The organism is Pedobacter sp. WC2501 (assembly GCF_052682415.1).
Genome location: NZ_JBQZFI010000001.1, coordinates 1993422 through 2010970, shown reverse-complemented (window position 1 = coordinate 2010970; position 17549 = coordinate 1993422). Strand labels below are relative to the sequence as shown.

The 17549-nt window shown below is 41.1% G+C and carries 9 protein-coding genes, 2 tRNA genes and 3 rRNA genes; 6 read left to right on the top strand and 8 right to left on the bottom strand.

The features are described from left to right. Nucleotides 1-427: 427 nt before the first annotated feature. The 4 genes from ACUN24_RS08780 (at nt 428) to ACUN24_RS08765 (ending at nt 6095) form a co-directional block, all read left to right on the top strand. Nucleotides 428-3004 carry an alpha-L-arabinofuranosidase C-terminal domain-containing protein gene (locus ACUN24_RS08780; protein WP_445562143.1) on the top strand — a complete coding sequence of 859 codons (2577 nt, stop codon included), beginning with the start codon at nt 428-430 and terminating at the stop codon, nt 3002-3004. Nucleotides 3005-3197: 193 nt separating this feature from the next. Further along, nucleotides 3198-4382 carry a glycosyltransferase family 87 protein gene (locus ACUN24_RS08775; RefSeq protein WP_445562142.1) on the top strand — a complete coding sequence of 395 codons (1185 nt, stop codon included), beginning with the start codon at nt 3198-3200 and terminating at the stop codon, nt 4380-4382. Then, nucleotides 4379-5314, top strand: coding sequence for a glycosyltransferase family 2 protein (locus ACUN24_RS08770; RefSeq protein WP_445562141.1), 936 nt, complete (start codon nt 4379-4381; stop codon nt 5312-5314). Before ACUN24_RS08775 ends, ACUN24_RS08770 begins: the two co-directional genes overlap by 4 nt. A gap of 1 nt (nt 5315) precedes the next feature. Continuing rightward, nucleotides 5316-6095, top strand: a complete 780-nt coding sequence (locus tag ACUN24_RS08765) for a polysaccharide deacetylase family protein (RefSeq protein WP_445562140.1) — start codon at nt 5316-5318, stop codon at nt 6093-6095. Between the two features lie 170 nt (nt 6096-6265). Here the strand turns inward: ACUN24_RS08765 and ACUN24_RS08760 are convergent, their stop codons facing one another. From ACUN24_RS08760 to ACUN24_RS08730, 7 genes are all read right to left on the bottom strand, one after another. Next, on the bottom strand, nt 6266-8032 hold the full coding sequence (locus ACUN24_RS08760) for a S8 family peptidase (protein ID WP_445562139.1): 1767 nt from the start codon (nt 8030-8032) through the stop codon (nt 6266-6268). A gap of 481 nt (nt 8033-8513) precedes the next feature. Continuing rightward, nucleotides 8514-8625: ribosomal RNA gene (gene rrf, locus ACUN24_RS08755) — 5S ribosomal RNA — on the bottom strand. Between the two features lie 141 nt (nt 8626-8766). Beyond that, nucleotides 8767-11641, bottom strand: a 23S ribosomal RNA gene (locus ACUN24_RS08750). A 432-nt stretch (nt 11642-12073) separates the two neighbouring features. After that, nucleotides 12074-12150 (bottom strand) — tRNA-Ala (locus ACUN24_RS08745). Between the two features lie 80 nt (nt 12151-12230). Continuing rightward, a tRNA-Ile gene (locus tag ACUN24_RS08740) sits at nt 12231-12308 on the bottom strand. A gap of 264 nt (nt 12309-12572) precedes the next feature. Next, nucleotides 12573-14094, bottom strand: a 16S ribosomal RNA gene (locus ACUN24_RS08735). The 16S, 23S and 5S rRNA genes sit together here with 2 tRNA genes alongside, the layout of an rRNA operon. A gap of 408 nt (nt 14095-14502) precedes the next feature. Continuing rightward, nucleotides 14503-14682 (bottom strand): hypothetical protein, encoded by a 180-nt coding sequence (locus ACUN24_RS08730; protein ID WP_445562138.1) that lies wholly within the window; start codon nt 14680-14682, stop codon nt 14503-14505. Nucleotides 14683-15117: 435 nt separating this feature from the next. Here ACUN24_RS08730 and ACUN24_RS08725 point away from each other — a divergent pair, with 435 nt between their 5' ends. After that, nucleotides 15118-16083, top strand: coding sequence for a lipid A deacylase LpxR family protein (locus tag ACUN24_RS08725; protein WP_445562137.1), 966 nt, complete (start codon nt 15118-15120; stop codon nt 16081-16083). Continuing rightward, nucleotides 16083-17192 (top strand): acyloxyacyl hydrolase, encoded by a 1110-nt coding sequence (locus ACUN24_RS08720; protein ID WP_445562136.1) that lies wholly within the window; start codon nt 16083-16085, stop codon nt 17190-17192. Before ACUN24_RS08725 ends, ACUN24_RS08720 begins: the two co-directional genes overlap by 1 nt. Here the strand turns inward: ACUN24_RS08720 and ACUN24_RS08715 are convergent. Further along, complete coding sequence (locus ACUN24_RS08715; RefSeq protein WP_445562135.1) at nt 17189-17548, bottom strand: CoA-binding protein; 360 nt, start codon at nt 17546-17548, stop codon at nt 17189-17191. The genes ACUN24_RS08720 and ACUN24_RS08715 overlap by 4 nt on opposite strands. Nucleotide 17549 lies beyond the last annotated feature (1 nt).

The window sequence follows — 17549 nt, the reverse complement described above, 5'->3', positions numbered from 1 at the left end:
CTTAGCCAACTCTTATACCACAAAAGAGACTAATCAAATAAATAACTGATAATCATAAAGTTAAACAAATAACCATTACATCAATTAGAATTAGATATAAAAAAACCCTTCCATTTTGGAAAGGTTTTTTTCATATTGGTATTTGCCATACTGTGATATGCAATCACTCATGGTCAATGATTGGAGACTAAACAATTTCTTCTGTAACTTAAATAATAATCGTCATAACAACGATTATTATTTATATTAGAAAAATTTCTAACCAAGATGATCACTCCTTATAGAACTGGACTAGTTTTTTTACTAATGCTTTTCACCTTAAAAGCCGATGCACAGCATAAAGAACATGATGCAGTAATACACCTCACTAAAAAAAGTACAGGCATTGACCAATAAATAGAATTTAACAATTAAATTTTAACAGAAAATGGAAAGAAAATTTTGGCTTCTTGCCGCACTGATTATATTGGCAACAAATGTATTTGCCATAAATAAAAAAATAACCAACGAGCCAGATTCGGCCTATTTATTTGCTTATAATGCAAACGGACTTCGATTTGCCTGGAGTTTAGATAAAAAGAACTGGACGCCAGTAGGAAACGATTATACCTATCTGAAAAGCGATTATGGCCGGTGGGGAAGCGAAAAAAAAATGATAACGCCTTTTCTTATGCAGGGCAAAAACGGACTTTGGGTGTGTATTTGGAGCCTGAGTGACCATACGCTACAGTTTGCCACCTCAAGTTCGACAGATCTTGTAAACTGGAGCCCACAAAACTATCCTTATGTAAAGCAAGGTAAAAATGTTTTACGTCCAATTATTAAATATGATGGTAACCTTGATGAATATACGGTAACCTATGCAGATGCTAACGAAAAATATTTCCAAACGAAAACCAAAGATTTAAACCATTACAGCCCTGTAAAAGAAGTACCTACTTCAGCTTATCTCAATGGGAGTACAACGGTTAATCTATCCAATGCAACGAACGGACAAGTGCATCGTTTACCATGGAAAGTTATTCTAGACTTAAAAAAAGCATACGAACTAAAAGATTATAAAAACAAACAGGATAGAGAAACTACTAAGGATGATGCACAACGTTTTGCAGGGCTTAAAAATGTGGAAGCAAAAATAACTTTCCAACCCGATAAAGCAAAATCGATCAGCAATATGCTAACAGGCGTATTTTTCGAAGATTTAAATTATGCAGCTGATGGCGGTTTGTATGCAGAACTGATTCAAAACCGGGATTTCGAATATCACCCGCGTGATAAAGAATATCACGATCAAAACTGGAACAGCAGTTATGCCTGGCTATTGAAGGGTAATCGCGCTACCATGAAAATAGATTCGATTTTGCCAATTCATCCCAATAATCCGCACTATGCGGTTTTGGATATTCCCCTTGCCGGAGCATCCATTCTTAATAGTGGTTTTGATGGAATAGCATTGAAAAAAGGCGAACCTTATGATTTTTCGTTATCAGCAAAGCTATTGAATACAAAAAAGATGAATCTCGAAGTAAGGTTGGTAAGTGATAAACAGGGAATTTTGGCTAAATCAAATTTAAACATCACTTCTAGCAACTGGAAAACAGAAGCATTAACTTTGGTATCTTCTGCAGATGTGACTGATGCAAAACTCGAAATCGTGATTGGTAATCCGGGGCGTATTGCAATTGATATGGTTTCGTTGTTTCCAAAGCATACTTTTAAAGGCCGAAAAAATGGGTTAAGGGCAGATCTTGCTCAAACCATCGGAGATATACACCCTCGTTTTGTACGTTTTCCAGGAGGTTGCCTTGCACATGGCGATGGTATAGCCAACATCTACAAATGGAAAAACTCAATTGGTCCCTTAGCTGCTCGCAAGCCAGATCGAAATCTTTGGGGCTACCATCAAACTATGGGGCTTGGTTATTACGAGTACTTTCAATTCTGCGAAGATATTGGTGCTGCACCCGTTCCGGTAGTAGCTGCCGGTGTACCTTGCCAGAATTCAGCTACAGGTGGTGGTGGTCAACAGGGTGGTATACCTATGAGTGAAATGGGACAATATATACAGGATATAGTAGATTTAATAGAATATGCCAATGGTGATGTAAAAACCGAATGGGGTAAGAAACGTGCTGAAGCAGGCCACCCAAAACCATTTAACCTGAAATATATAGGCATTGGCAATGAAGACCAGATTACAGATGTATTTGCTGAACGGTTTACAATGATCTATAAAGCACTGAGAAAATCTCATCCCGAAATTACAATCATAGGTACAGCAGGTCCGTTTTACGAAGGAACTGATTATGAAGCTGGCTGGCAAATTGCATCAAACCTTAACGTTCCTATAATCGACGAACATTATTACCAATCGCCGGGTTGGTTTATCAATAATCAAAATTTTTACGACAGTTACGATCGGTCTAAATCGAAAGTTTACCTGGGCGAATATGCTGCAAGTTTACCTGGAGGCAATAGAACAAACCTGGAAACTTCACTTGCTGAAGCACTATACCTTATTTCACTGGAACGCAATGGTGATGTGGTGAGTATGGCATCTTATGCCCCGCTTATCGCTAAAGAGGGACATACGCAATGGAATCCTGACCTGATTTATTTTAATAATGCAGAGGTAAAACCTACAATAGGCTATTTCGTACAACAATTATATGGACAGAATGCTGGTGATGAGTATATCCCATCAACTGTGGTTCTTTCTTCAAACCAGGAAAACGTAAATAAACGGATGGCCTGTTCGATGGTTAAAGATGCTAAAACGGGAGATTTGATAATTAAACTTGTTAACCTGCTTCCGGTTACTGTGAACACCTCGCTTAATTTCAATCAGCAACAACTTGGAAAAAGTGTCATCAAAACTGTAATCTCAGGTAACCCGGCAGATAAAAAAGCTGTTCCGGTTATGACAACAATCAATACAGATGTAAGCAGACAACTTGAGCTACCTGCTTACTCTTTTACCGTTTTAAGATTTAAAGCGCATTAGGTTCAGGTTATAAAATTTAAAAACCCTGTACAATTTACTTTGTACAGGGTTTGTTGAATCAAATAAAAGAAATTAACCATAGCCTAATTAATTTTCGATTATGCATTTCCATCTGGAACAAAAAGCAAAGCTTTAAAAGAATAGATGGCTGTTTGAGCTGTTAAAAATAGTTATATTGCGGCACTAAATCATAATGAACATTTTCACAAAAACTAATCTTGGTAAACTGTCCTCATTACTCTTAAAAAAGCAATGTGTATTTGCTGTTTACCTCATATTGGCTCTTGTAGCTGGTTTTAAACAATATCACCACCATTCTTATAACAATTATCTGGTTTTTAAATATGTATATTGGCATACCATCGATTTACAGAATTTATACAATAATTATCCCGAATACCAGGACAGCAACCACTACGGGCCCATATTTTCAATTTTCATAGCGCCCTTTGCCTTATTACCTGATGGATTGGGCTGTATACTTTGGAACATCGCCAATGTTGCGATATTACTTTGGGGAATTTATAGCCTACCAATAGCCCTTAACAAGCGATCAATAATTGCATGGATCTGTGCACACGAAGCATTAACTGCACTCTTTAGTTTTCAGTTTAACATCGCATTAACGGGATTAATATTGCTGAGTTTCTCATACCTGATTAAAAAGAAAGAAGTACAATCGGCTTTTTTTATTGCTTTCGGCACCTTGGTTAAACTTTACGGGATTGTTGGATTGGCATTTTTCTTCTTCACCAAAAATAAATTAAAATTTGTATTAGGTTGCCTTATCGCGTTTTTGGTACTATTTGCCCTGCCAATGGCAATTTCATCGCCAGGGTTTGTTATCCAATCTTACGCAGACTGGTATCATTCCCTTGCCCATAAAAATGACTTAAACGCATCATTAACCTCATTCCAGGATATTTCGGTAATGGGCATGGCAAGGAGAATAAGTAGAAATGTTAATCTTCCCAATATGCCTTTTTTACTTGGTGGATTACTCCTTTTCGCTTTGCCTTATTTAAGAATCAGCCAATATAAGCACCTTGCATTTCGCTTAATGCTACTAGCATCAACGTTAATATTTACAGTGATCTTTAGCAGTGGATCTGAATCTCCTACTTATATTATTGCCTTTGCGGGTGTGGCCATCTGGTTTATCGTCCAAAAATCTCCAAGAAGTAAATGGGCAATAGGTTTATTTGTGTTTGCATTTTGTTTAACCAGCTTATCTCCATCAGACCTGTTTCCAAGAGCTGTAAAAGAATTTATTCGTCTATATTCACTCAAAGCCCTACCTTGCATGATCGTTTGGTTTACGATTATTTACCAAATGATGAAAGAAGATTTTGAGTCTTACTCATTAACCGCTAAATGAAGAAGTTAGTTTCAATCATAATACCAGCATATAATGAGGCTGATAATATTCCTCATATAATTAATGCTGTTAAAAATACCTTTACCAACCAGATATATGATTACGAAATTATTATCATTGATGATGGAAGTAAAGATAACTCAATAGATATAGCGCGTGAGATTAGCTTAACCGACTTAGCTGTAAAATTCATTGAGCTATCTAGAAATTTTGGTAAGGATCAGGCTTTAAAAGCAGGAATAGACTTAGCAACTGGTGATGCTTTAGTTACTATTGATGCAGATATGCAACATCCGCCATCTTTAATGTTAGAAATGATTCATCAATGGGAGCTTGGTTACGAAGTTGTGTATGCCTATCGCCAGGAAAAAAATCCAGACGCAAAACTTAAAAACAAAATAGGATCGAAATTATTTTATAAACTAGTTAACTTTCTTTCAGACATTAATTTAGAGGACGGAATTGCTGACTATAGGTTAATTGATAAAAAAGTAATAAAAACATTATCGGGAATAAGTGAATACGAATTGTTTTTACGTGGTATGGTAAAATGGATTGGTTTTAAGCAAATTGGAATTCCATATACGCCTGCTCCCAGATTAATTGGGGAAAGCACTTATCAAATTAAAACACTCATTAAATTAGCTTTACACGGAATCACATCCTTCAGTGTTAAACCATTATACACCGCTGTTTATTTAGGCTTTTTTCTTTCGTTTTCTTCAATTCTGTACATACCTTATGTAATATACTCATTCCTTGCCAATATTGAAGTTTCTGGCTGGGCATCTATCATTATGACTATCGTTTTCTTCGGAGGACTTCAGCTTATAATCTTAGGTATTATTGGAATTTATGTAGGTAAAATGTTTATGCAAACTAAAAATCGTCCAAATTATATTATCCGTTCAACCAATATCCAGAAAAAATAAAATGGTACTGTTAAGTTTTGATATCGAAGAGTTTGACATGCCTTTTGAATACGGAAAAGAAATCTCTTTTGAAGATCAGATTGCCATTTCGAGAGCAGGGACTATTGCTATTTTAGATATTTTGGATAAATATAGCGTGAAAGCGACTTTTTTCTGCACGGTTACTTTTGCCGAAAATATACCTGATCTGATTAAGCGGATTACTGAAACAGGGCACGAACTGGCCTCTCACGGTTATTATCATTCTGATTTTAAACCCGAGCATCTTCTCCAGTCAAAACTGAAACTCGAAGAACTTTCAGGTAAAGAAATTACAGGTTACCGCATGGCAAGAATGATGCCTGTTGATGAAAGGGAAATTGAGAAGGCTGGATATACCTATAATACATCTATCAATCCAACTTACATACCTGGACGCTATAATAATTTTAACATTTCGCGAACGCATTTTATTAAAGATAACGTTTTGCAAATTCCTGCTTCTGTTAGTCCGATGGTTCGTTTCCCGCTATTCTGGCTCTCTTTCCATAATCTGCCTTTAAGCGTTTACAAAACATTGGCCAACTGGACTTATAAAAAGGATAAATACCTGAATATTTATTTCCACCCCTGGGAATTTACCGATTTAAATGATTTCGAACGCTTTGGCTTCCCTGGCTATATAAGGAAGAATACAGGTGTAAAAATGATAGAACGTATGGAAGCGCTAATTTCGTGGATGAAGGGTAAAAATTATCCGTTTGGCACCTTTCAGGAGTTTATTAAAACCCTGAAATCCTAGGTTTTTAATAAATGTATTTTTTCGTTTGGCATTCAGGGCATTTTCCGGAGTGCTTAACCCCGGGCGAAGCGGCATCCCCGAAAGCGCAGCGAAGGGATACAGCGGAGCACGGGAACAACCCTAAATAGTTGTTATGCCCTTGCGCTTCAAAAAAACTAAAAACCTCTTTTTTATTTATAAGACTCTGCCAATTTAAGTGCATTATAAGCATTTACAATACCTCCGCTCACACATATTTCGCTAAAAAGCACACGAGTATTCTCCCCTCTATCATTCTTGTATTTTATCTTGTGTGCTACTTTCGAAACAGATTTCATGATAATCTCTCTTACCTGTGCTGGTTTTAAATCTGGATAATAGCTTAAAATTAAACCGGCTAAACCAGCAACAACCGGCGAAGCCATACTTGTTCCATCAGCTTCTTCATATTTATTATCTGGCACTGTCGATTTGATCAAAAACCCTGGGGCAAAAACATCAACGCTGTACTTGCCATAATTAGAGAAATCGGCTTTCAGATTATCATCATCTTTATAAGCACTTGCACCTACTTCAATCCAGTTATTGGCATGGGGTAGATTAAACTTTGCTGAGTCGATTGGTACCGGCTTGACGAATGAAGGCCGGTTATAAGGTGGCCTCATGCCCATTCCGTTATTTTGTGCCATAGGCTTAGGTGGCGTAAAATCTGGCTTACTAGGTTTTTTATTGGCTTCCTTGTAAATTTCTGCCTCTTTACTGTCAAAAAACTTATTGGGAAAATTCTCTTCAATATCGTTGTTCTGGTTATCGTTCCCTGCGGCATGCACTAATAATACACCTTTACGTTCTGCATATTTTACCGCAGAGTCTACTGCTTTTTTATCCCACTTGTAACTTTTGCCAAAACTCATATTAATTACCTTTGCGCCATTATCAACTGCATATCTGATACCATTAGCCACATCCTTATCGCGTTCATCACCTGTAGGTACTACCCTAATAGCCATAATACTTACATGATTAGCTACACCCAAAATACCTGTTGAATTCGTACGATCGGCACCAATAATTCCCGATACGTGTGTACCATGAAAAGCATCGGGACCTTTAACATCATTGTTTCCATAATCCTTTTGGTAAGAATTGCTGTAATCATCTCCAACCAGTTCCGCGCGCATATCATACTTAGGGTTTAGGTTGTACTTCAGCATCGCATCGTATTGCTTGTATCCTTCCTTTATGTTCTTATAAAACTTCTCGAAACTACCATCTTCTTTAGCCCCTTTTCTGATGATTGTTTTTACCTGCTCTTCCGTTTCATCATCAGCTTTATACTGGTCAACATCCGCCATAGTTGGGATTTCTTTTTTATTGATCTTAGCTACAGAATCTAATACTTTGTTAATGGCAATCAAAACAGAAAAAGTATTGCTGGCATCTTCATATTTTTTACCGAAATCGCCAACCATTTTCTTATAAAGTTTAAATTCTTCCTTTTGCGTACTATCTAAAGGAGTTAAATTGGTTGTTGATTGATATTTCGGTGTGTAAATTCTTAACAAACGAATCAGTTCTAAATTATCGAACTCCAGATTACCTTTTTTAGAACCGATAAAATTCCAGCCATGGATATCATCAATATAACCGTTGCCGTCATCGTCTATTCCATTTCCAGGAATCTCTTTTTTATTCGTCCATAAAACACTTTGCAAATCAGGATGATTGATATCTACACCACCATCAATTACCGCTACAATAATATTTTGTTTAGGTTTTTTATCCTTTAGAAGTTCACGGTAAGCTTTCTCTGTGCTAATACCAAAATATCCATTCTCCAGTAAATCGAGGTTAAACCAATTTGCGGGGAGTTGTACATTTTTATTTTGAGCAAAAACACTAAAATTGACACACAAAATAAAAGCAAGAAAAGTTAATTTCTTAAGATTCACATTCATCATCATAATATGTATGTAATACTACAATAATACGGTTTTATTACTTTCAGAATGAAAGTTTTCACATCTTTTAACAAGAGTGGTCAATCTGTTTTTGGAGCGCAGCAGCAGTAACCATTAGGTTGGGTTCCGCCCTGCTGTACGTTTTACTCCGCCAATGAAGAATTGGCTCCGTGCTCACTCCCATCAGGGCTATTAACCATGGAAAGAAGAAGGAAAAACGTGTAAGATGGAAAATGGATAATGGAATGACCTCTGCGGAGATCAGCGTGATCTGCGGGAACAAACCCTTAACTTTGCTTAACGCTTTAATGGTGAGAAAATTTTATGGCTTCCTTTACCATTAAGGGATTATGGACATTAAGAAACAGAACCTTTGCCTAATCATTTTTAACGCCATAACGGCCGGAAATAACGTACTTCAAAAAACCTGTAAAACAAGAAAACCCCTTGACTTATCGTCAAGGGGTTTCTTTTTAAGATCTGGCACCGACCTACTCTCCCACGTGTTACCGCAGTACCATCGGCTCTGGTGGGCTTAACTTCTCTGTTCGGAATGGGAAGAGGTGGACACCACCGATATAGGCACCTGAATATTTTTATTTAAAGCTTAAAGGAGAAAGCTTAAAGGTTAAAGCATAACCTGCCTTTGGCCTTTGCCCTTTCAGCTATTCAGCTTGAAATGACATATTATTGAAAGAAGTTATTATGAAGAACAAACAACAGTCTGTTTGCTTTGAAAGCTTCGGATGATTAGTACTACTCGACTGTGCTGTCACCAGCTTTACATCTATAGCCTATCAACGTAGTAGTCTGCTACGGTCCTATATGGAATTCTCATCTCGTGGCTAGTTTCGCACTTAGATGCTTTCAGCGCTTATCTATTCCCAGCGTAGCTACTCTGCAATGCCCCTGGCGGAACAACAGATTCACTAGAGGCTAGTCCAACCCGGTCCTCTCGTACTAAGGTCAGCCCCACTCAAAATTCCTACGCCCACAACAGATAGGGACCGAACTGTCTCGCGACGTTCTGAACCCAGCTCGCGTGCCACTTTAATCGGCGAACAGCCGAACCCTTGGGACCTTCTCCAGCCCCAGGATGTGACGAGCCGACATCGAGGTGCCAAACCTCCCCGTCGATATGAGCTCTTGGGGGAGATCAGCCTGTTATCCCCAGCGTACCTTTTATCCTTTGAGCGATGGCCCTTCCATGCAGAACCACCGGATCACTATATCCGTCTTTCGACCCTGATCGACTTGTCTGTCTCACAGTCAAGCAAGCTTATGCTATTGCACTCCGCGTACGGTTACCAAGCGTACTGAGCTTACCTTTGAAAGCCTCCGTTACCTTTTTGGAGGCGACCACCCCAGTCAAACTACCCATCAAACAATGTCTCCCTCATAAAGGGATTAGACACCGAATACAGAAAGGGTGGTATTTCAACGTTGGCTCCACGACGCCTAGCGACGCCGCTTCAAAGCCTCCCACCTATCCTACACATCCTGTATCCAATGTCAATGTTAAATTGTAGTGAAGGTGCATGGGGTCTTTCCGTCCCGTTGCGGGTACCCGGCGTCTTCACCGGGACCACAATTTCACCGAGCTCATGGCTGAGACAGCGCCCAGATCGTTACACCATTCGTGCAGGTCGGAACTTACCCGACAAGGAATTTCGCTACCTTAGGACCGTTATAGTTACGGCCGCCGTTTACTGGGGCTTCGATTCAATGCTTCTCTTACGATGACATCCCCTCTTAACCTTCCAGCACCGGGCAGGTGTCAGGCCTTATACTTCATCTTTCGATTTTGCAAAGCCATGTGTTTTTGTTAAACAGTCGCCTGGGCCTTTTCACTGCGGCTGACATTGCTGCCAGCGCCCCTTCTCCCGAAGTTACAGGGCCATTTTGCCGAGTTCCTTAGCCATGATTCACTCGAGCACCTTAGAATCCTCTTCCCGGATACCTGTGTCGGTTTGCGGTACGGGTTTTTATAACCTGGAGCTTAGCGGTTTTTCTTGGAAGTCTGATTACCTGCGCTATCCAATCAGCCGAAGCCTCTTGGTACTATCGACTTTCAGCAAGACCGGCGGATTTGCCTACCGGTCCTATACCTACAGCCTTTAACGATCTATTCCGTCAGATCGCGGCAGTGTCACTACTCCGTCCCCACATCGCAGTTATAAAAAGTACTGGAATATTAACCAGTTGTCCATCGAATTTCCCCTTCGGGTTCTCCTTAGGTCCCGACTAACCCTGATCCGATTAGCGTTGATCAGGAAACCTTATCCTTTCGGTGGGCGGGTTTCTCGCCCGCCTTATCGTTACTTATGCCTACATTTGCTTTTCTATAAGCTCCAGCACCCATTACCAGGTACCTTCGCTGCCGATAGAATGCTCCCCTACCGATATATTTCAATCCCATAGCTTCGGTGTACAATTTAATGCCCGTTTATTATCCATGCCCGATCGCTCGACTAGTGAGCTGTTACGCACTCTTTAAATGAATGGCTGCTTCCAAGCCAACATCCTAGCTGTCTGTGCAATCGGACCTCGTTAGTTCAACTTAACTGTAACTTGGGGACCTTAGCTGATGGTCTGGGTTCTTTCCCTCTCGGCGCGTGACCTTAGCACCCCGCGCCTCACTGCCGACTATATTATATAGCATTCGGAGTTTGTCTGGATTTGGTAGGATTTGACTCCCCCGCACCCAATCAGTAGCTCTACCTCTATATAACTCAACGTCGACGCTGTTCCTAAAAACATTTCGGGGAGTACGAGCTATTTCCCAGTTTGATTAGCCTTTCACCCCTACCCACAGATCATCCGGAAACTTTTCAACGTTTATCGGTTCGGTCCTCCAGTACGTGTTACCGCACCTTCAACCTGTCCATGGGTAGATCACAAGGTTTCGCGTCTACCTCCTCTGACTATACGCCCTATTCAGACTCGCTTTCGCTTCGGATCCGTGCCTGAAGCACTTAACCTTGCCAGAGAAGAGTAACTCGTAGGCTCATTATGCAAAAGGCACGCCGTCACGCCACCTGGACGCTCCGACCGCTTGTAAGTACACGGTTTCAGGTTCTATTTCACTCCCCTGTTCGGGGTTCTTTTCACCTTTCCCTCACGGTACTGGTTCACTATCGGTCTCTCAGGAGTATTTAGCCTTACCGGATGGTGCCGGCAGATTCCCACAAGGCGTCTCCGACCTCGCGGTACTCAGGATACTGCTAGGCTAGCATTCTATACGTGTACTGGGCTATCACCATGTATCGCCGGGCTTCCCATCCCGTTCCACTTCTGTTTGCTAATGCCATGTTGCAGTCCTACAACCCCCACTTTGCCGTAACAAAGTAGGTTTGGGCTCTTTCCCTTTCGCTCGCCACTACTTAGGAAATCATTGTTATTTTCTCTTCCTCTGCTTACTTAGATGTTTCAGTTCGGCAGGTTTGCTCATTATATGTGACTAGTCTTCAACTAGCCGGGTTGCCCCATTCGGAAATCTTCGGATCAATTCCTATTTGCAAATACCCGAAGCTTATCGCAGCTTATCACGTCCTTCATCGCCTCTGAGAGCCAAGGCATCCCCCGTGTACTCTTTATTACTTTCTTCTACTCATACGCCTTTTGCGCCGTATGGTATGCTTTTTTGCTCTTGTTATGATGTCTCATACCTATCTTCGTATTGCTACTCCGATTGGTGAGCACAAACACAACAGTCGCCTATTGTTGTTTGCTCTTCTTTTTTAACTTCTTCCAATATGTCAAAGAACTTTACTAAGACCAGGTAAAGGGTATAAAGTCACAGGTTTCATTGCCTGCTCCTAAGCCTTTAGCTTCGTCTTGTTAGTAAAAACTGCGGTCTCGAACCGTTTCATATTTCGATATCATTATATCTATATATGTGCCCCGTGGCGTTTCTTCTTTTCTTAACCTTTATGTCAATGTATATTATCTATCCCGATAATAAGGTGTTTTATGTTGTGGTTTGTTTCAGCTATAAGTTTTACCCTATACCTTCTACCTTTTAACCCTCAACCTTAATGGTGGAGAATAACGGAGTCGAACCGTTGACCTCCTGCGTGCAAGGCAGGCGCTCTAGCCAGCTGAGCTAATCCCCCAGAGTATTGGTTTCCAGTTTTCAGTCCTTAGTTTCCAGTATGGTAACTGTTAACTCCAAACCGCCAATTGTAAACTTCAATGGTAGTCCCGTCCAGATTTGAACTGGAGACCCCTACATTATCAGTGTAGTGCTCTAACCAGGCTGAGCTACGGGACTGTTTGGTTAAGGTAGGCTTATTTAGTCGCAGTATATAGTATCTTACCGCTACTGCTTCCCTTTTGGCTTACCCTTCTTGTCTCCGTTAAGCTTACCTTATAGTAGCCCACCGTTTTCTTCTGGGTGTTTCTTTTTTCTCTTGTTTTTTAAAAGTACCCGGTACCTAGTATCAAGACACGCCTTCCAGCTTTAGTCTTTTTCCTTTAACCTTATACCTTATTTAGAAATATCATGTTGCGTGGCGAGTAGGTGAGTCTACTCCAGAAAGGAGGTATTCCAGCCGCACCTTCCGGTACGGCTACCTTGTTACGACTTAGCCCCAGTTATCGGTTTTACCCTAGGACGCTCCTTGCGGTTACATACTTTAGGTACCCCCAACTTCCATGGCTTGACGGGCGGTGTGTACAAGGCCCGGGAACGTATTCACCGCGTCATTGCTGATACGCGATTACTAGCGAATCCAACTTCATGGGGTCGAGTTGCAGACCCCAATCCGAACTGTGAATGGCTTTGTGAGATTCGCACCATATTGCTATGTAGCTGCCCTCTGTACCATCCATTGTAGCACGTGTGTAGCCCCGGACGTAAGGGCCATGATGACTTGACGTCGTCCCCTCCTTCCTCTCTGTTTGCACAGGCAGTCTGTTTAGAGTCCCCACCATAACGTGCTGGCAACTAAACATAGGGGTTGCGCTCGTTGCGGGACTTAACCCAACACCTCACGGCACGAGCTGACGACAGCCATGCAGCACCTAGTTTCGTGTCCTTGCGGACTGGCCTATCTCTAAACCATTCACTAACTTTCAAGCCCGGGTAAGGTTCCTCGCGTATCATCGAATTAAACCACATGCTCCTCCGCTTGTGCGGGCCCCCGTCAATTCCTTTGAGTTTCAATCTTGCGACCGTACTCCCCAGGTGGAACACTTAACGCTTTCGCTTAGCCGCTGACTGTGTATCGCCAACAGCGAGTGTTCATCGTTTAGGGCGTGGACTACCAGGGTATCTAATCCTGTTTGATCCCCACGCTTTCGTGCCTCAGCGTCAATAAGACCATAGTAAGCTGCCTTCGCAATCGGTGTTCTGAGACATATCTATGCATTTCACCGCTACTTGTCTCATTCCGCCTACCTCTAGTCCATTCAAGCCCATCAGTATCAAGGGCACTGCGATAGTTGAGCTACCGTCTTTCACCCCTGACTTAACAGGCCGCCTACGCACCCTTTAAACCCAATAAATCCGGATAACGCTTGGATCCTCCGTATTACCGCGGCTGCTGGCACGGAGTTAGCCGATCCTTATTCTTCCGGTACATTCAGCTCTTTACACGTAAAGAGGTTTATTCCCGGATAAAAGCAGTTTACAACCCATAGGGCAGTCTTCCTGCACGCGGCATGGCTGGTTCAGAGTTGCCTCCATTGACCAATATTCCTTACTGCTGCCTCCCGTAGGAGTCTGGTCCGTGTCTCAGTACCAGTGTGGGGGGCCATCCTCTCAGATCCCCTAGTCATCGTCGCCTTGGTGGGCCGTTACCCCGCCAACTAGCTAATGACACGCATGCCCATCCCAATCCTATAAATATTTGAACATTGGATAATGCTATCCTGTGTTTTTATGCGGTGTTAATCCGGATTTCTCCGGGCTATCCCCCAGATTAAGGTAGGTTGCATACGCGTTACGCACCCGTGCGCCACTTTCAAATCCAGCAAGCTGGATAATCTCGTTCGACTTGCATGTATTAGGCCTGCCGCTAGCGTTCATCCTGAGCCAGGATCAAACTCTCCATTGTAAAATGTGTTGTAAGATGCTGACCAGTTTTAACTATTGTTAAAAATAGTCTTCTTTTTGTTATGTTGTCTGTTAGACACCACCTTTAAAATAAAGCTACGTAATCATGTACTTTGACCAGTACTCCATTACCTCGCTACGCTACATTGACATCTCTTTTAAGAACTTATTGACCTGTAAACCTCACGGCCGGTCATTTATATATCTTCAAACTTCAGCCCGTTCAAGCCTTGTTAGTCTTAAACGTGCTTACGTCTGTTTCAATCTTTTTTTCCTATCTTCCCGACATCCGCCGTTCCGATTTTTTTACCCTTCCTTTCGGTTGGGAGTGCAAAGGTAAGGAACTTTTCCGAACTTCCAAATAAAATAAATTTTATTTTTCAAGCCTTATTCTTTCCTTCTTTGCTTTTCAATATGCCAGGTTTAACTGGCTTTCCGTTCTTCCGAACCGGGCTGCAAAGGTAGCAATCTTTTTCTCATCTGCAACATTTATTTTAAAATAAATCCCGCTCTCCTTATCCCTGTGCCATCCTTTAACCAAAACCCCTTCCTCCGAAGCGGGATGCAAAAGTAGGAAAATTCTGTTCAACGACAAAGGTTTTTCATGGAATAACGCAGGGTTTGTCGTAAGTTGATGGTTTTCAGTAGGAAAAAGTTTTGCCTGAAGCAAAACTTTTTAGCAAATCGGGTGTTTGCTCCTCTTATAAACCTCACAAGCTTTAAAAACCTGCGTGGTTTGACCTAAAGATTTACAAAGTTCCCTGCACCCTGCCATTAGAAACTTCGTAAGTTACCACTGCCCCCCGCCACCTAAACCCGATTGAAGTGGTAGCTGCCGGCTTCACGCCGGCACTACAAACGGAAAGCGGGAACACTCTTATATAGTAGCACAACAACTGCTTTGCTGAAAAAACAATAACATAACATATACTAAAAGAATAAACAAAGCTTAGCTAAGGATTGTGGTATCGATATTTTGAACAATAATTAATACTTTTATAGCCTTAATAAACCATCCAAACAAATGAAGTTAATGCTCAAACTATACTTTTCTCTGCTATTTATCGGCATAGCAGAAATCGGTTACGCGCAAAATTATAAAAATGAGCTTGTTATTATCTCTGAGAACGATGCTTACATTGATATTACCAGCGACCGCTATTATACAAACGGTGCTTTTATTAAATTTAGGCACGCTTTAAACGGTGAAAACCTGAAAAATGGGAGAAGCAAAGAGATTATCGGCTTTGAGCTCGGTCAAAAAATATACAATCCCTATTATAGTTTCGTTCCTAATCCGGCTTTACATGACAGGCCTTTCACAGGATACTTATATGGAGAAGCAAATTATAGCCGGTTTTACGATAACAAACAGCTGTTAAAGGTCTCAGCACAGCTTGGAGTTACGGGAAAAGATGCTTTGGGCGAAAAGTTTCAAAAAGCATTTCATAAACTGGTTGGTCAAAACCAGATCGAAGGATGGGAATACGGTTTAAACAGTGAGCCGACACTGAACCTCGGCGCCGAATACAACAAACTTTTAATAACCACCAATAATAAGGTATTTGATGTTACGGGAACGGCTTCGGCTGCGCTTGGCAACGTAATTACAAAGGCCAACCTCGGTGCCATGTTCCGTTTGGGAAGATTTAACGATATGGAAGGTTCAGCAGCTTTTAACAGTTTGGTGAGTAATAACAATAACTATAAAGCTCTGCGCAAATACGAGCTTTTTCTTTCGGTTAGTCCACAATTACATGCTGTGGCATTTGATTCGAGTCTGCAGGGTGGTTTATTTAGGAGTGATAAGGGACCGATTACCTTTAAACCAAAACCTTTTGTTTTTACCACACAGGTGGGCTTAACTTTTGCCATTGCACGCTGGACAGCCAACTATACGGCTACCTTTACTTCTAACGAAGTTAAAAACAGTGCCACCGGCTATCGTTATGCCTTTTATAGTCTTGCTTACCGTTTTAGTAAAAACTAATGAAAAAATTATCCCTATCTCTAATCATCCTGATTACCTGTACTACTTTTGCCCAGGCTCAAATTGCTCCGGAAAATCATTCGATTATTCTTAAACCTATATTTGGCACACATATAAATAATGATCAGGGACACCTGTTTCAGGATCAGATTACAGGATTTGACGCGGCTTATTTCAAGGAGATTAGCCAGAACAGTGATAAATGGATCGGGTTTAGCGCGGCCAAATCTTATGGGATCGGATTTATTTTCAGAGACCTAAGCAAATTAAAGGGGACAAAAGATACTTCGGAACATGCCTTTGGGCAGGTATATGGTTTGGTGGCCCAGATGGATTTTCAATTATTTAAAGTAGGAAAAGCGAAATTTAATTTTACGCCTGGTGTTGGCTTGGGTTACACAAACAAGTATTACTTTAATAACACCAAAAATAGATTTTTGGGCAGTCCGGTTAATGAAACCATTAAAGCAGATTTAGGAATGGAGCTGCCAATGGGCAAATACACTGATTTACTTTTAGGTTTAGGTTTTCTTCATGTATCTAACGGAGGGGCTACTGTTCCAAATGGTGGCTTGAATACGGGAAACATTTACGTCGGACTTAAATTAAACAATCCGAAAACTTTGACTGCTGAACGGAAAAGCACTTATACCACTCTACAGCGAAATTCTATTGAGCTTAGTGCTGGTTTAGGTGCAAGGGGCGTATTTGCCAACAGAACTAAAAGTTTGTACAAAAGTGGGTTATATGCCGGTTATAATTTTTACCTGAATGATGTAATGTCGCTTAAGGCAGGTGCTGATGCGGTTTATTATTATACCGTATTTGACCCTGATCATTATGGGGAAACCTTCCAGAACTACGGTACTTCGTATGATAAATGGCGCACCGGGATCAGCATTGGTGCTGATATCAACTTATGGCGCATAACCGTTGCGGCACAGATTGGGAAATACATCCACTACAATAGATTGATGGATAAAGCAAACTGGTACTGGACATTTGGACCTACATTTAATATTACACCACATATTGGTTTACAGGCAAAAACCTATATGCATTTTGCCCAGGCAGATTTTGTAAATTGGGGCGTGGTATACCGTTTTTAATATTGTCCGGTACTAAGCAATACTAAAGTGCAGGCTTCAACAGGCTCTATATCATGCTGATCCAATAGTTTCTCCAGTTCGTAATTCTCTGTCCCTGGGTTGAAAATTACCCGCTTTGGTTTGGTAGCCAGAATATAATCGTGGTATTGCGGCTGCAATGCTGGGCCGATATATAAGGTGATGGTATCAATATCCTGGTGGATTTCTCCAGGCTTTTCAATTTCAATGCCTGCAACTTCTCCTTTTTTTATGCCAACATTAACAATATCATGGTTAAAGCGCTTAAGCATGTGGGCTGCTTTGTACGAATATCTTGAAGGATCTGGCGAGGCGCCAATAATCAAAGTCTTTTTCATA

Coding starts and splice junctions, on each gene's coding strand:
- ACUN24_RS08780 (WP_445562143.1), top strand. CDS start 428: ATGGAAAGAAAATTTTGGCTTCTTGCCGCACTGATTATATTGGCAACA.
- ACUN24_RS08775 (WP_445562142.1), top strand. CDS start 3,198: ATGAACATTTTCACAAAAACTAATCTTGGTAAACTGTCCTCATTACTC.
- ACUN24_RS08770 (WP_445562141.1), top strand. CDS start 4,379: ATGAAGAAGTTAGTTTCAATCATAATACCAGCATATAATGAGGCTGAT.
- ACUN24_RS08765 (WP_445562140.1), top strand. CDS start 5,316: ATGGTACTGTTAAGTTTTGATATCGAAGAGTTTGACATGCCTTTTGAA.
- ACUN24_RS08760 (WP_445562139.1), bottom strand. CDS start 8,032: ATGAATGTGAATCTTAAGAAATTAACTTTTCTTGCTTTTATTTTGTGT.
- ACUN24_RS08725 (WP_445562137.1), top strand. CDS start 15,118: ATGAAGTTAATGCTCAAACTATACTTTTCTCTGCTATTTATCGGCATA.
- ACUN24_RS08720 (WP_445562136.1), top strand. CDS start 16,083: ATGAAAAAATTATCCCTATCTCTAATCATCCTGATTACCTGTACTACT.
- ACUN24_RS08715 (WP_445562135.1), bottom strand. CDS start 17,548: ATGAAAAAGACTTTGATTATTGGCGCCTCGCCAGATCCTTCAAGATAT.